The organism is Pseudomonas sp. SED1, assembly GCF_034044025.1.
Classification (GTDB): Bacteria; Pseudomonadota; Gammaproteobacteria; order Pseudomonadales; family Pseudomonadaceae; genus Aquipseudomonas.
The window spans coordinates 43,386-55,831 of record NZ_JAXCIS010000023.1; the positions used below are offsets into that span (position 1 = coordinate 43,386).

A 12,446-nucleotide genomic window follows, 5' to 3' on the forward strand; every position below is an offset into this window, starting at 1 on the left:
CAGAAGGCCTGCCGTGCCCTATTGATTACTTCTTCTTTTTCGGGGCGATGACCATAATAAGCTGGCGTCCTTCCATCTTAGGATGCTGTTCGACCGAACCGTACTCGAGCAGGTCAGCTTCAACCCGCTTGAGGAGTTCCATCCCCAGCTCCTGGTGGGCCATCTCACGGCCGCGGAATCGCAAGGATACCTTGGCCCTGTCCCCATCACTCAGGAAACGTACCAGGTTGCGCAGTTTTACCTGGTAATCCCCTTCCTCCGTCCCTGGACGAAACTTGATTTCTTTTACTTGAATCTGCTTCTGGTTCTTCTTCGCTGCGGCAACCTGCTTCTTCTTCTCGAAGATCGATTTGCCGTAGTCCATCACCCGGCAAACGGGTGGGATTGCGTCGGCGGAGATTTCCACCAGGTCCAATTTGGACTCTTCAGCAATACGAAGCGCTTCATCAATCGAGACGATGCCAATCTGCTCGCCGTCAGCGCCAATTAACCGAACCTCGCGTGCCGAGATATTCTCGTTGATCGGGGCTTTCGGTGCAGCTCGTTTATCTTGTCTCATTTCACGCTTAATAATAATTACTCCGAATCTGGGCGACCACGCCGGGAAACCGCTTGCGCGAGGAACTCAGCGAACTGGGCGACGGGCATCGAGCCCAGGTCAGCACCTTCACGAGTACGCACAGCGACAGTCTGCATCTCGACTTCCCGATCTCCGATAACCAAAAGATAGGGAACCTTGAGCAAAGTATGCTCGCGGATTTTAAAGCCGATCTTTTCATTTCTCAAGTCGGACTTGGCACGAAATCCGCTTTCATTGAGAGTTTTTTCAACTTCAGCGGCAAAATCTGCCTGTTTATCAGTGATATTCATGATCACTGCCTGAGTCGGAGCCAGCCACGCAGGGAATGCACCCTCGTAGTGCTCGATCAGGATCCCGACGAACCGTTCGAACGAACCGAGGATCGCCCGGTGCAGCATAACCGGGTGTTTACGGCTGTTGTCTTCGGAGACGTATTCGGCTCCCAGACGGATCGGCAGGTTAAAATCGAGCTGCAGGGTACCACACTGCCAGACGCGACCAAGGCAATCTTTCAGCGAGAACTCGATCTTCGGACCGTAGAACGCGCCTTCGCCTGGCTGCAGGTCGTACGCGAGGCCCGCACTATCAAGGGCGGCGGCCAGTGCAGCTTCGGCGCGATCCCACAGTTCGTCGGAACCGACGCGTTTTTCCGGACGAGTGGACAGCTTCATCTCGACTTCGGTGAAACCGAAATCGCGATAAACGTCCATGGTCAGCTTGATGAACGCAGCGGATTCGGCCTGCATCTGCTCTTCAGTGCAGAAGATGTGGGCGTCGTCCTGAGTGAAGCCACGCACACGCATGATGCCGTGCAGCGCACCCGATGGCTCGTTACGGTGGCAGGCACCGAACTCGGCCAGACGCAACGGCAACTCGCGGTAGCTCTTCAGGCCTTGGTTGAACACCTGTACGTGGCACGGGCAGTTCATCGGCTTGATGGCGTAGTCGCGGTTTTCCGACTGGGTGGTGAACATGTTGTCGGCGTAGTTGGCCCAGTGCCCGGATTTCTCCCACAGGCTGCGGTCAACGACTTGCGGTGTCTTGATCTCAAGGTAGCCGTTGTCGCGCTGAACCTTGCGCATGTACTGCTCAAGCACTTGGTACAGGGTCCAGCCGTTCGGGTGCCAGAACACCATGCCCGGCGCTTCTTCCTGGAGGTGGAACAGGTTCAGGCGCTTGCCGATCTTGCGGTGGTCGCGTTTTTCGGCTTCTTCGATGCGCTGGATGTAGGCCGCCAGCTGCTTCTTGTCAGCCCAGGCAGTGCCGTAGATCCGCTGCAGTTGTTCATTCTTCGCGTCGCCGCGCCAGTAGGCACCGGACAGCTTGGTCAGCTTGAACGACTTGAGGAAGCGCGTGTTCGGCACGTGCGGGCCACGGCACATGTCGACGTATTCTTCGTGGTAATACAGGCCCATGGCCTGCTCGTCCGGCATGTCTTCCACCAGGCGCAGCTTGTAGTCTTCGCCGCGGGCGGTGAACACGTCGATCACTTCGGCACGCGGAGTGACTTTCTTGATGACGTCGTAATCTTTTTCGATCAGCGCGTGCATGCGCTGCTCGATGGCCGCCAGGTCGTCCGGAGTGAAAGGACGCTCGTAGGCGATGTCGTAATAGAAGCCTTCGTCGATGACCGGGCCGATGACCATCTTCGCGGTTGGGTACAGCTGCTTGACCGCATGGCCAATCAGGTGCGCACAAGAGTGGCGAATGATTTCCAGCCCCTCTTGATCCTTGGGCGTGATGATTTGCAGGCTGGCATCGCCGGTGATCAGGTCGCTGGCGTCAACCAGCTTGCCGTCGACCTTGCCGGCCACGGTGGCCTTGGCCAGGCCGGCACCAATGGATGCGGCGACCTCGGCTACGGAAACCGAATGATCGAATGAACGTTGACTGCCGTCGGGAAGAGTAATAGTTGGCATGGCGCCTCCTCTCCTAGTGGTGACCCCTACCAAAGGTCACGTGGGTTGGGATGAGCCAGTACAAGATCCAACACCAGGCCGCTCAATAATGAACGCCTGCCTTACAGCGGCAGGAGCCTTTCGGCCAACCGGTAATCGAACCAGAGTGACTGGAGTTAAACAAAAAAGAGCTTGGCGGGGCGGCATAAGGCGCGCCGGAAAATAGCCAAGCGAAAGATGCTAGCACAGATGAACGGTCATGGTGCCGGCGCCGATTAACGAAACGCAAATTCCCTGCTTTTAGGGGCAAAAGTGAACTTGAACTGTACGGCGGGCCTCAAACACACCGAGAATCACCGTTCGTCCATGACTCCAGGAGCATTTCATTATGCGTTTTACCTCGACTTTCGCCCTTGCCGCATCCCTGACCCTCATGTCCCTGGGTGCGCACGCCGCAGCCCCGTCGAACTGGCCCGCCGGTGCACGGGACAGCTTCATCAAGGATTGCAGTTCAGCCGCCCAGCAAAGCGTTGATGCCAAAACCGCCAAAGACCATTGTGAATGTGGCGCGGACAAGATCAATGCCGAATTGAGCAGTGCCGAGATCAAAGAGCTCATGACCAATCAGAACGCGAGCCCCGAGCTGAAGAACAAAGCTGTCGCGGCAATTTCGTCCTGCAAAGTCGTGAAGAAAAAGTAATTTTCACACCCCGCCAGACCGGATAAAGGACCAAAAAACGCCCTGAAAACTGCCATTTCTCACAAATTACGCAGCTTTTACGGCTTTTTTTACCAACTGATATTTCGCCTAAAAGCCCCGTAGTTCGGGGCTTTTAGCCAACCAAGGCATGAAACACAACACGATTGATTAGCAAACAATGCCTTGGGGGGGCTCCCAAGTCGAACATTTCGACTATGATAGCTCGGTGTGCCCAGTTGGCCTGAGCAGCACAGCACTACTGAAAATATATGTTTCTTGGAGATACACCATGTCTAATCGCCAAACCGGCACCGTTAAATGGTTCAACGATGAAAAAGGCTTCGGCTTCATCACTCCTCAAGGTGGCGGTGACGACCTGTTCGTACACTTCAAAGCTATCGAAAGCGACGGTTTCAAAAGCCTGAAAGAAGGCCAAACCGTTTCCTTCGTGGCTGAGAAAGGCCAAAAGGGTATGCAAGCTGCACAGGTTCGCGCAGAGTAATTCCGCGCAGAACTAAAAAAACCCCGTCCATGTGACGGGGTTTTTTATGGCCTGGAGAAAAGCGCTGAAGCAATCAGCCGCAATTGACGCGATTGATCACCAGGTTGTCATCGGTATTAAGGTTCAGGCGATCGGAACGGTATTCCAGGGTGACCATGTCGTCTGGCTTGAGAATGCGTGCGTTCTGCGCACCGGCGCGGCTACGGGCCTGTTCCAGCAGTTGTGGCGAAGCCTTCTGGCCGATTGCGAACTCGGCAGCCTTCGCCTCACAGCGGCTATGACCAGCATCGGTCACGGCAGTGTCTTTGGCTGGCTCAGAGGTACCCGGGGTGCTGCAACCCGTCAAGACAAGCGCAGCCAACAAAGTACCGAATGATGCGAGCTTCCAAGGCATGAAGCCTCCTTTAAGAAAAAATGGGCAGAGACCGTGCGACCGCGGTTTGGCCGATTGGTTTCAGAATTGTCACAATTGGCCGTTGGCCAGTCTGCCTGAGTCGGCGCTGGGCGCCAGCGAATCAATCGTCACCAGATATGAACGCGCTCAGTAGATGTCGATGTAATCAAACGGCGGCGTCGGCCAGTTCTGCTTGAGCGCATTGAAAATCTGCATCACCCACACCTCGTCGCTGGCTGCGACGTTGCCGACATAACCGGAACCCGCCGCCCAGGTTTCGAGACGAAACAGCAGGCCGTCGATATCAACACCGCCCACCACGCCCGAAGAGATGTAGGCAATGCCGGCTTTGGTGACGCGCAATTGGGTGTGAACGTTGTCACTGGCGGAGGCCAGCAACTGTTTCACAGCCTCCAGCGTCAGGTTCTCGGGGTTGTTCAAATCGATCTGCACGCGGTTTGCCCTGGCAATTAAACAGGCGAACAGTGTCGCACAGCCCTCCCCTCATGCCTAAGTAGCAGTGCCAAACGCCGCGCAAAATGGTTAACTCCACTCGCAAGACAGCACCAACCGCCTTCCAGCCTCGCGAGACACCCATGACCATCGTTACGATCCACGCCGACATCAAAGCCAAGTGGCCCCAAGGGCAAAGCTCCTATAGCCCGGGCAGCCCGGAGGAGTTGGCAATCATCGGTATCGACCTGCTGGTCAAGGAACTGGGAACTCAGGCCGCGCAGGCATTTATCGGCCAGGTATTCGAGAAATACCCGGCCGATCACATGGGGGCACCAGACCCCGAGCGCGAATAAGACCCGGCCGACGAACGCCGACCGGTAAACCGCTTACTTCAGGCGACCAAGACGCTCGGTCAGCAGATCGAAGAAGCCTTGGGCATCGCCGTTTTCAACCCAGAACGCGTTCTTCGGTTGTTTCAGGCCGTCGTACCAATCGACGATGGTCTGGCCAAAGGTCGGGCCTTCACGGCTGTCCACCACCACATTGACTTCACGGCCGCTGAACAGCGAAGGCTTGAGCAGGTAGGCAATGACAGTAGCGTCATGCACCGGGCCACCCGGGATGCCGTAGTGCTCCATGTCGCCTTTGACGTATTCATTGAGAATATCGCCCACCACCTTGCTCGCGTTGTTGTTCAACGCAGCGATTTGCTTCAGGCGTGCTTCACTGGTCAGGACCTTGTGGGTCACGTCCAATGGCAGGTAAGTCAGCTTGACGCCACTTTTGAGCACGATCTCGGCCGCGATCGGATCCGCGAACAGGTTGAACTCAGCCACCGGCGTGATATTGCCGCCGTTGAAGTGCGCGCCACCCATCACTACCACTTCCTTGATGCCTTGAGTGATCTCCGGCGCCTGGGTCAATGCCAGCGCCAGGTTGGTCTGCGGGCCGAGCATGGCGATGGTGATGCTGTGTGGCTTGGCGGTGCTCAGGGTCTTGATCAGGTAATCAACGGCATTGCCTTCGGCCAGGCCTTTTTTCGGCTCATGCACGGTGACGCCAGAGATGCCTTCCTTGCCGTGGATGTTTTCGGCGTAGATCGGCGTGCGCAGCATCGGTTTTGGTGCACCGGCGTATACCGGAATTTCCTCGCGCCCTGCCCACTCGCGAGCCAGGCGCGCATTGCGGGAGGTCTTGTCCAGGCGCACGTTACCGGCAACGGTGGTCAGCGCGCGGATGTTCAGCTCATCGGGCGAAGCCATGGCGAACAGCAAGGCCACCACATCGTCCGCACCGGGGTCGGTATCGATGATCAGGTCGATTTTTTCCGCCGCGTGGGCGCTTGCAGCAGTTAGGAAGGACAAAAGCAGCACACTCCGGAAAAGGTGTCGCAGGGTTTGGGTACCACGTTGCATGACGCACTCCTTGTCGTTGGGAATTCTAGAACGTTACGCCGGAGACCAGCGCGATATTGCAGTAAGGCTGGCACTCACCGGTGCGCACCACCGCCCTCGCCTTGCGGCTGAGCTGCTTGAACTCTTCATGACTGAGCAGGCGGCGCTCGCCGAGGGCGGCCTGTTCGGTCAGGGTATTGAGATCAGCCAGGGCCGGCGGTTGCTTGAGCAGGATTTCTTCCGCCAGCACATGGCTTTCCACCTGCATTTCGCTGAGAACAATGCGCAAGGTGCTGACGAAATCCGGGATGCCTTTGGTCAGCGCCAGGTCGATCAGCTCAACGCCAGGCGGCACCGGCAGGCCGGCATCACCGATCACCAGAATGTCGCCGTGGCCAAGGGATGCGATCACCCGCGACAGCGCGATATTAAGCAAGGGAGTCTTTTTCATGAGGACACTAAACCTTGGACGTCATGCAATGTAGGAATGGACGGTTGCGCACCGGCACGGGTGACCGACAGCGCAGCAGCCGCCTGGCCAAAACGAATGGCCTCAGACTCGCTTTTACCGTTAGCCAGTGCCGCCGCAAAACCACCGACGAAGGTGTCACCGGCAGCGGTCGTATCGACCGCCTTGACCTTGGGCGCCACCAAGTGCTCAAAGCCCTGGCCATCGGCAAACAATGCACCCTCGGCGCCGAGGGTAATGATGACTTTACCGGCACCGGCCTTGATCAGGCGCGTGGCGGCGACCTTGGCGCTGTCCAGTGAATCCACCACCACGCCACTCAAGGCCGAGGCTTCGCTTTCGTTGGGAATCAGGTAATCGATGGCGGCGTACCAATCCTCAGGCAGCGGACCGCTGGCCGGCGCCGGGTTGAGGATCACCGTCTTGCCCAGTTCGCGACCGCGTTTGAGGGCATGGCCAACAGTCTCCATCGGCGTCTCAAGCTGGCAGACAATCACGTCGGCAGCCTGCAGCACGCTGTCAAAGGTCTGTAATTTGGCGGGGGTCAATTCGCCATTGCTGCCGGCGACGATGACAATCGCATTCTGGCTGCTGTCATCCACCACGATCAGCGCCACACCGCTGGAGCCGTCGACGGTGCTGACGGCTTGGCAATCGATACCTTCCACCAACAGTGCGTCGCGCAATTGCGCGCCATAGGCATCGGTGCCCACGCAACCGACCATCCCGACTTCGGCCCCAAGACGCGCCGAAGCGACCGCCTGGTTTGCGCCCTTGCCGCCGGGAACGGTGGAAAACGATTGGCCGATCAGGGTTTCACCGGCGCGGGGCAGCCGGCTGGCCCGGGTGACCAGGTCCATGTTCAGGCTGCCTATTACCACTACTTTTGCTGGCATACATCAGTACTCATCAATTCGGTTCAGCGGTATTGGGCAAACACACCGGCCAACGGCGCCGTCGACTCGCGCAGGACAATACTCGGCGTGACGATGCGTTGATCGATCGGCAATTGGGGTGTCGCAATTCGTCGCAGTAAAAGCTCGGCGGCCATCTCTCCCAGTTGCAGGATCGACTGGCCCACCGTGGTCAGCGCCGGGTACACGTACTGGCTCATTTGAATATCATCGAAGCCGATCACCGACAGCTCGCCGGGCACGCGGATATTACGCTCGGCCGCCGCGCGCAATACGCCGAAGCCGATCATGTCGTTGCCGGCAAAAATCGCGCTGGGGGGATTATCCGCCAGCAATTGCGCCGCCGCCGCATACCCGCTGGTACTGGTGAAATCACTCTCCAGCACGCGGCCGGCCGGTACTTCAAGCCCGGCCTCGGCCAGGGCGCGGTAATAGCCCGCCATACGCATCTGCGCCACGCGGGTATGGCTCGGGCCACCAATGCAGGCAATGTCGCGGTGCCCCAAATCCAGCAGGTGCCGGGTCGCCAGGTAAGCGCCCTGTTCGTGGTCGATGCGCACCAGGTCCACATCGATCCCGTCGAGCGCGCGGTCGACGATGACCATCGGCGTACGCACCGCTTTCAGGCCCGTTGCCAGGCCGCTGTCATCACCGCCCACGGAGGTCACGATCAAACCGTCGATGCGTTTTTCAAGCAGCACCCTTAAATAGCTACGCTGCTTCTCGGCATTATCGTCGGAGTTGCAGAGGATCACGCAATAGCCATTACGTTCGCAGTAATCCTCGATGCCCCGGGCCAGTTCCGCAAAATACGGGTTGAGGCTGTTGGGCACCAACAGGCCGATGGTCGCGGTGGTCTTGGCCTTCAGCGATCGCGCGACCGCACTGGGCACGTAGTCGAGCTGCTTGATGGCCGCTTCGACCTTGATCCGTACCGGCTCGCTGACCGGGCGCGTCTTGTTCACCACATGGGACACCGTGGTGTAGGAAATTCCCGCAAGCGCCGCCACATCCTTGATCGTTGCCATGGCTCAGGCTCGCCGACTGGCGCGCTGGCTGCGGTAAGTATCCAGCACCACCGCGATCACGATCACGGCACCGGTAATGATACGTTTGGTCGGTTCAGTGGCGCCAATCTGCGCCAGCCCTGCCGCGAGTACCGAGATAATCAGCACGCCGAAGAACGTACTGATCACCGAGCCACGCCCGCCCATCAGGCTGGTGCCGCCGATTACCACGGCCGCAATCACTTGCAGCTCCAGGCCGGAACCGGCGTTTGGATCTGCCGCTTCCAGGCGCGAAATCTGGAACAGTGCCGCCACGCCGGCCAGCAGGCCCATCAGGCTGAACACCAGGATCTTGTAGGGCTTTGGATTGATACCGGCCAGGCGCACGGCCTCTTCGTTGGTGCCGATGCCGATCAGGTAGCGACCGAACACGGTACGCGTCAGCACAAGCTGCGCGGCGATGATCACCAGCAACGCGATGATGAACGAAGGCGAAATCCCGAAGGCCACCGGGTTGGACAGCCAGGCGAACGAATCACCAATGTATGCGGTGCGCGAGCCGGTCATCTGGTACGCCACGCCGCGGGCCATTTCCAGCACGCCGAGGGACACGATGAACGACGGGATGCGCCAGGCCACGGTGATGGAACCAGTAATGGTCCCGGCCAACGCGGCGCAGCCCATGCCCAATATGGCTGCCGGCAACACACTCCAGCCCCAGCCGAGAATTGCCACGCTGACAGCCGATGCAGCAAGAGCCAGCACCGAGCCTACGGAAAGGTCGATACCGCCGATGATCAGTACGAAGGTCATGCCGACCGCCAACACCATCAGGTCGGGAATCTGGTTGGCCAGGGTGCTGAAGGTGTCGTAAGAGAGGAAGTGATCGCTCAGGAACGAGAACAACGCGATCATCGCCAGCAAAGCACCGGCCAGGCCCAGGTAAGTGCCCAGGCCGTAGAAGTTGCCGCCATGTTTTGCGGGGGAAGAAGTGGTTTTCATGGGGTATTCCTAGGCGCTGCGTCGTTGAGCAGCGCATCACGTTTCTGATAGCCGGCAAATGCGGCCGCAAGCAATTCGTCCTGGGTCCAGCTGTCGCGCTCGAAAGTCTCGATCAGGCGCCCGGCGGAGAGCACGCCGATGCGGTCGCAGATCAGCATCAACTCACGCAGGTCGCTGGACACCACCACCAGCGCCTTGCCCTGGCGGGTCAGGTCGCCGAGCAACGCATAAATATCGAATTTGGCGCCAACGTCGATGCCCCGGGTCGGCTCATCGAACAACATCACTTCGCAATCGCGCTCCAGCCAGCGACCAATCACCACCTTCTGCTGGTTACCGCCCGACAGCTCCGACACCAACTGCGCCGGGCTGGAACTGCGGATGCGCATGGCGTCGACCTGGCGCTTGGCCAAGGCGGTTTCGTCACGACTATTCACCAAGCCAGCGCTGGAGACCTTCGGCATGTTGCCCAAGGCAATATTGGCGCCGATGGATTGAGTCAGCAGCAGGCCTTCGCCTTTACGGTCCTCGGTGATCAGGGCGATGCCATGACCGACCGCATCGACGGGCGAACGAATGCTGACGACTTGGGCGGGGGTGCCCAGGGCCACCGTGCCGCTGTCGGCGATATCGGCACCGAAGATCAGGCGCAGCAACTCTGTACGGCCAGCACCGATCAGGCCGGAGATGCCGTAGATTTCGCCGGCACGCACTTCAAAGGACACGTCGCGGACCTTGTCCGAGCGGGTCAGGCCTTTTACCGTCAACAGCGGCGCGCCGATGGTGCGCGGGCCCAGGTCGATTTTCTCGCCCAGTTCGCGGCCCACCATCAGCGTGACCAGTTGCTCACTGTTGTAGTTGGCCATCGGCTCGACACACACCAGCTTGCCGTCACGCAGTACCGCAATGCGCTGGGCGACACGGGCGAGCTCTTCGAGCCGGTGAGAAATATAGATAATCGCCACGCCGCGGGCTTGCAGGCGGGTGATTTGTTCAAACAGCATCTCGACTTCACGGGCGGTCAACATTGCCGTGGGTTCGTCGAGGATCAATACGTGGCAATCGCCGATCAGGTTGCGGGCAATTTCGACCATCTGTTGGTGGCCGATGCCGAGGCTGCCGACCAGGGTGTCCGGGTCGATGGCGTCCAGGCCAACCTGGGCCATGGCTTCAATCGCGGCCTTGCGCAGTTGCTTGCGGCTGATCCAGCCACCGTGGCTGGGCAGGTTATCGAGGAACAGGTTTTCGGCGACCGTCAGGGTTGGCAGCAGGTTGAGTTCCTGCATGACCATACGGATACCCTGCTCTTCAGCCTGGGTCCGGCTGCCCGGCGTGTAGGCCTGGCCATTGAACTGCATCTGGCCGTCGGTCGGCGTGACGAGCCCGCCGATGATTTTCGACAGGGTGCTTTTCCCCGCGCCATTTTCACCGGTAAGCGCCAACACTTCCCCACGATTGAGCGTCAGGGTGATGTCGGACAGAACCGGTTGGGCATAGGTCTTGCCGATACCGCTGACCGAGAGGACAGCGTTCGGTGCGGAAGATGACATAGGAACGTCTCCAGGCGTCCGCTCGAGTGAGCGGACGCTGTTTGGTGCTGCCGGGGAATTACTTCTTGAGGATGAGTTCGACCGGGGTTTCGATCATGCCATCCACAGAATCGACTTTTTCACCCTTGACCAGCTTCAGAGCATTCTGGATACCGAAAACGGCTTGCTGGGCAGCCGCCTGGTCGGCGGTGGCCAGGACGCGGCCGTCCTGCAGCATCGGCTTGATAGCCTCGATGTTGTCGTAGCCAACCACGAGCACTTTGCCGGCCTTGCCAGCGCCACGCACGGCGGAGACGGCGCCCAGGGCCATGTTGTCGTTACCGGCCAACAGTGCCTTGATGTTCGGGTTTGCCTGAAGCATGGCAGCGGCGATCGCGTTGCCCTTGTCGATTTCCCACTCGCCGGACTGGGTAGAAACGATCTTCATGCCAGCGGCATCCATCGCGTCCTTGAAGCCAGCGGTACGCTGTTGGGCGTTGGTGGTGGTAGACACACCTTCGATGATGCCCACCTGGTCACCCTTGGTGAGGTGCTTGGCCAGTTCTTCACCGACCAGGCGTGCGCCTTTGCGGTTGTCAGGCCCTACGAATGGGATATCCAGGTTTTTGCTTTTCAGTACGTCCACATCGAGGCGGTTGTCGATGTTGACGATCTTGATGCCCTTGTCCGAGGCCTTTTTCAGCACGGTGACCAAGGCTTTCGAGTCGGCAGGCGCAATGACAATCGCGTCAACCTTGGACAGGATCATCTGATTGACGATATCAATCTGCGCAGAGGTATCGGTTTCGTTCTTGATCCCGTTGGTGATCATGTCGAAATCGGCGGCGTGTTCTTTCTGGTAGGACTTGGCGCCGTCCTGCATGGTGACGAAGAATTCGTTGGCGAGGGATTTCATGACCAGGCCGACCTTGGGTTTGGCGGCGGTCTCGGCAGCAAATGCAGAGGAAAGAGGCAGGGCAGCGGATGCGGCAGCAAGCACAGCGACAGCAAGAAGACGTCCAGCGAATGGCAGCTTCATGGGTTCACTCCGATCTTATGATTATTGTGAGCAACGCTTGTACCGAAGAACGCTTCGGCAGCCATCCCACCCGGGCGGCTGATACGAGCTTTCACGACACTCAGGGAGCACCCCGTGAAACATCTCGCAAACGTTTGCGTTAGGTCAAACTATGAGAAGCTTGTCGGGATTTGTCAACGGAAGAAAACAGCCTTTTGATGAATCCGCTCTACGCCCTGCCCTCTCGACCATTGAGTGTTCTGCTTAAACATCAGCGGCGCCTGACCGTTCTCTAAAACGACAGGCTGCGGTGTGCCTGCCCCGTATTACTCCGTCTTTTTCCCGTCATCCTTTTCGGACAACCGAACAGCAACCCGGCGCTTTGTTCGGAAAGCCGGACGCGAAACGAAAAACCTTGCCTGAAAATCAAATAAAAATAGATATAAATCAATAAGTTAAATTCTATTGAATAACAAAATACCGCTGGTACAAATCCTGCTCTTACTCAGCACCTCGCGGCGTTCAGAACCGCCCGGGTGTTTCTAGATGAACCTGCATCAGCACTCATCAAAAACTAGAGAGA

Annotated in this window: 14 protein-coding genes; 3 read left to right on the forward strand and 11 right to left on the reverse strand. The window is 58.4% G+C overall.

The window, feature by feature from the left end; all coding sequences use genetic code 11:
* Positions 1–25 precede the first annotated feature (25 nt).
* On the reverse strand, positions 26–577 hold the full coding sequence (infC, locus tag SNL23_RS03110; RefSeq protein ID WP_015884933.1) for a translation initiation factor IF-3: 552 nt from the start codon (positions 575–577) through the stop codon (positions 26–28).
* Positions 577–2,499: a threonine--tRNA ligase gene (gene thrS / locus SNL23_RS03115; protein ID WP_318301583.1), complete on the reverse strand. Its 1,923-nt coding sequence runs from the start codon at positions 2,497–2,499 to the stop codon at positions 577–579. The genes infC and thrS overlap by 1 nt, the downstream gene beginning before the upstream one ends.
* Positions 2,500–2,863: 364 nt before the next feature.
* On the opposite strand from thrS, the gene SNL23_RS03120 reads away from it, so the two are divergent.
* Together SNL23_RS03120 and SNL23_RS03125 are read left to right on the forward strand one after the other, a co-directional pair.
* A complete protein-coding gene (locus SNL23_RS03120) occupies positions 2,864–3,178 on the forward strand; it encodes a hypothetical protein (RefSeq protein ID WP_083676663.1) in 315 nt (104 codons plus the stop codon).
* A 289-nt stretch (positions 3,179–3,467) separates the two neighbouring features.
* Positions 3,468–3,680 carry a cold-shock protein gene (locus SNL23_RS03125; protein WP_007905882.1) on the forward strand — a complete coding sequence of 71 codons (213 nt, stop codon included), beginning with the start codon at positions 3,468–3,470 and terminating at the stop codon, positions 3,678–3,680.
* Positions 3,681–3,753: 73 nt separating this feature from the next.
* On the opposite strand, the gene SNL23_RS03130 is transcribed toward SNL23_RS03125, so the two are convergent.
* Both SNL23_RS03130 and SNL23_RS03135 read right to left on the reverse strand, forming a co-directional pair.
* Positions 3,754–4,074 (reverse strand): I78 family peptidase inhibitor, encoded by a 321-nt coding sequence (locus SNL23_RS03130; protein WP_017478844.1) that lies wholly within the window; start codon positions 4,072–4,074, stop codon positions 3,754–3,756.
* Between the two features lie 147 nt (positions 4,075–4,221).
* Positions 4,222–4,527: a hypothetical protein gene (locus tag SNL23_RS03135; protein WP_318301584.1), complete on the reverse strand. Its 306-nt coding sequence runs from the start codon at positions 4,525–4,527 to the stop codon at positions 4,222–4,224.
* A gap of 143 nt (positions 4,528–4,670) precedes the next feature.
* On the opposite strand from SNL23_RS03135, the gene SNL23_RS03140 reads away from it, so the two are divergent.
* A complete protein-coding gene (locus tag SNL23_RS03140; RefSeq protein ID WP_076014608.1) occupies positions 4,671–4,883 on the forward strand; it encodes a hypothetical protein in 213 nt (70 codons plus the stop codon).
* Positions 4,884–4,916: 33 nt separating this feature from the next.
* Here SNL23_RS03140 and SNL23_RS03145 read toward each other — a convergent pair whose 3' ends face one another.
* The 7 genes from SNL23_RS03145 to SNL23_RS03175 are packed head-to-tail and all read right to left on the reverse strand — an operon-like array spanning position 4,917 to position 11,884.
* A complete protein-coding gene (locus SNL23_RS03145) occupies positions 4,917–5,945 on the reverse strand; it encodes a nucleoside hydrolase (RefSeq protein ID WP_076014609.1) in 1,029 nt (342 codons plus the stop codon).
* 25 nt (positions 5,946–5,970) lie between these two features.
* Positions 5,971–6,375 (reverse strand): D-ribose pyranase, encoded by a 405-nt coding sequence (gene rbsD / locus SNL23_RS03150; protein WP_017478841.1) that lies wholly within the window; start codon positions 6,373–6,375, stop codon positions 5,971–5,973.
* Positions 6,372–7,289, reverse strand: a complete 918-nt coding sequence (gene rbsK / locus SNL23_RS03155; protein WP_318301585.1) for a ribokinase — start codon at positions 7,287–7,289, stop codon at positions 6,372–6,374. The genes rbsD and rbsK overlap by 4 nt, the downstream gene beginning before the upstream one ends.
* 23 nt (positions 7,290–7,312) lie before the next feature.
* Complete coding sequence (locus tag SNL23_RS03160) at positions 7,313–8,335, reverse strand: LacI family DNA-binding transcriptional regulator (protein ID WP_318301586.1); 1,023 nt, start codon at positions 8,333–8,335, stop codon at positions 7,313–7,315.
* A 3-nt stretch (positions 8,336–8,338) separates the two neighbouring features.
* Positions 8,339–9,316 (reverse strand): ABC transporter permease, encoded by a 978-nt coding sequence (locus SNL23_RS03165; protein ID WP_017478838.1) that lies wholly within the window; start codon positions 9,314–9,316, stop codon positions 8,339–8,341.
* Complete coding sequence (locus tag SNL23_RS03170) at positions 9,313–10,866, reverse strand: sugar ABC transporter ATP-binding protein (protein WP_076014613.1); 1,554 nt, start codon at positions 10,864–10,866, stop codon at positions 9,313–9,315. Before SNL23_RS03170 ends, SNL23_RS03165 begins: the two co-directional genes overlap by 4 nt.
* Positions 10,867–10,924: 58 nt before the next feature.
* A complete protein-coding gene (locus SNL23_RS03175) occupies positions 10,925–11,884 on the reverse strand; it encodes a sugar ABC transporter substrate-binding protein (RefSeq protein WP_076014614.1) in 960 nt (319 codons plus the stop codon).
* Between the last annotated feature and the right edge of the window lie 562 nt (positions 11,885–12,446).

What these genes read in the sequence shown, in the direction of transcription:
- rbsD (WP_017478841.1), bottom strand. Translation starts at nt 6,375, where the DNA reads ATGAAAAAGACTCCCTTGCTTAATATCGCGCTGTCGCGGGTGATCGCA.
- SNL23_RS03125 (WP_007905882.1), top strand. Translation starts at nt 3,468, where the DNA reads ATGTCTAATCGCCAAACCGGCACCGTTAAATGGTTCAACGATGAAAAA.
- SNL23_RS03170 (WP_076014613.1), bottom strand. Translation starts at nt 10,866, where the DNA reads ATGTCATCTTCCGCACCGAACGCTGTCCTCTCGGTCAGCGGTATCGGC.
- SNL23_RS03175 (WP_076014614.1), bottom strand. Translation starts at nt 11,884, where the DNA reads ATGAAGCTGCCATTCGCTGGACGTCTTCTTGCTGTCGCTGTGCTTGCT.
- SNL23_RS03130 (WP_017478844.1), bottom strand. Translation starts at nt 4,074, where the DNA reads ATGCCTTGGAAGCTCGCATCATTCGGTACTTTGTTGGCTGCGCTTGTC.
- rbsK (WP_318301585.1), bottom strand. Translation starts at nt 7,289, where the DNA reads ATGCCAGCAAAAGTAGTGGTAATAGGCAGCCTGAACATGGACCTGGTC.
- SNL23_RS03160 (WP_318301586.1), bottom strand. Translation starts at nt 8,335, where the DNA reads ATGGCAACGATCAAGGATGTGGCGGCGCTTGCGGGAATTTCCTACACC.
- SNL23_RS03140 (WP_076014608.1), top strand. Translation starts at nt 4,671, where the DNA reads ATGACCATCGTTACGATCCACGCCGACATCAAAGCCAAGTGGCCCCAA.
- thrS (WP_318301583.1), bottom strand. Translation starts at nt 2,499, where the DNA reads ATGCCAACTATTACTCTTCCCGACGGCAGTCAACGTTCATTCGATCAT.
- SNL23_RS03165 (WP_017478838.1), bottom strand. Translation starts at nt 9,316, where the DNA reads ATGAAAACCACTTCTTCCCCCGCAAAACATGGCGGCAACTTCTACGGC.
- SNL23_RS03145 (WP_076014609.1), bottom strand. Translation starts at nt 5,945, where the DNA reads ATGCAACGTGGTACCCAAACCCTGCGACACCTTTTCCGGAGTGTGCTG.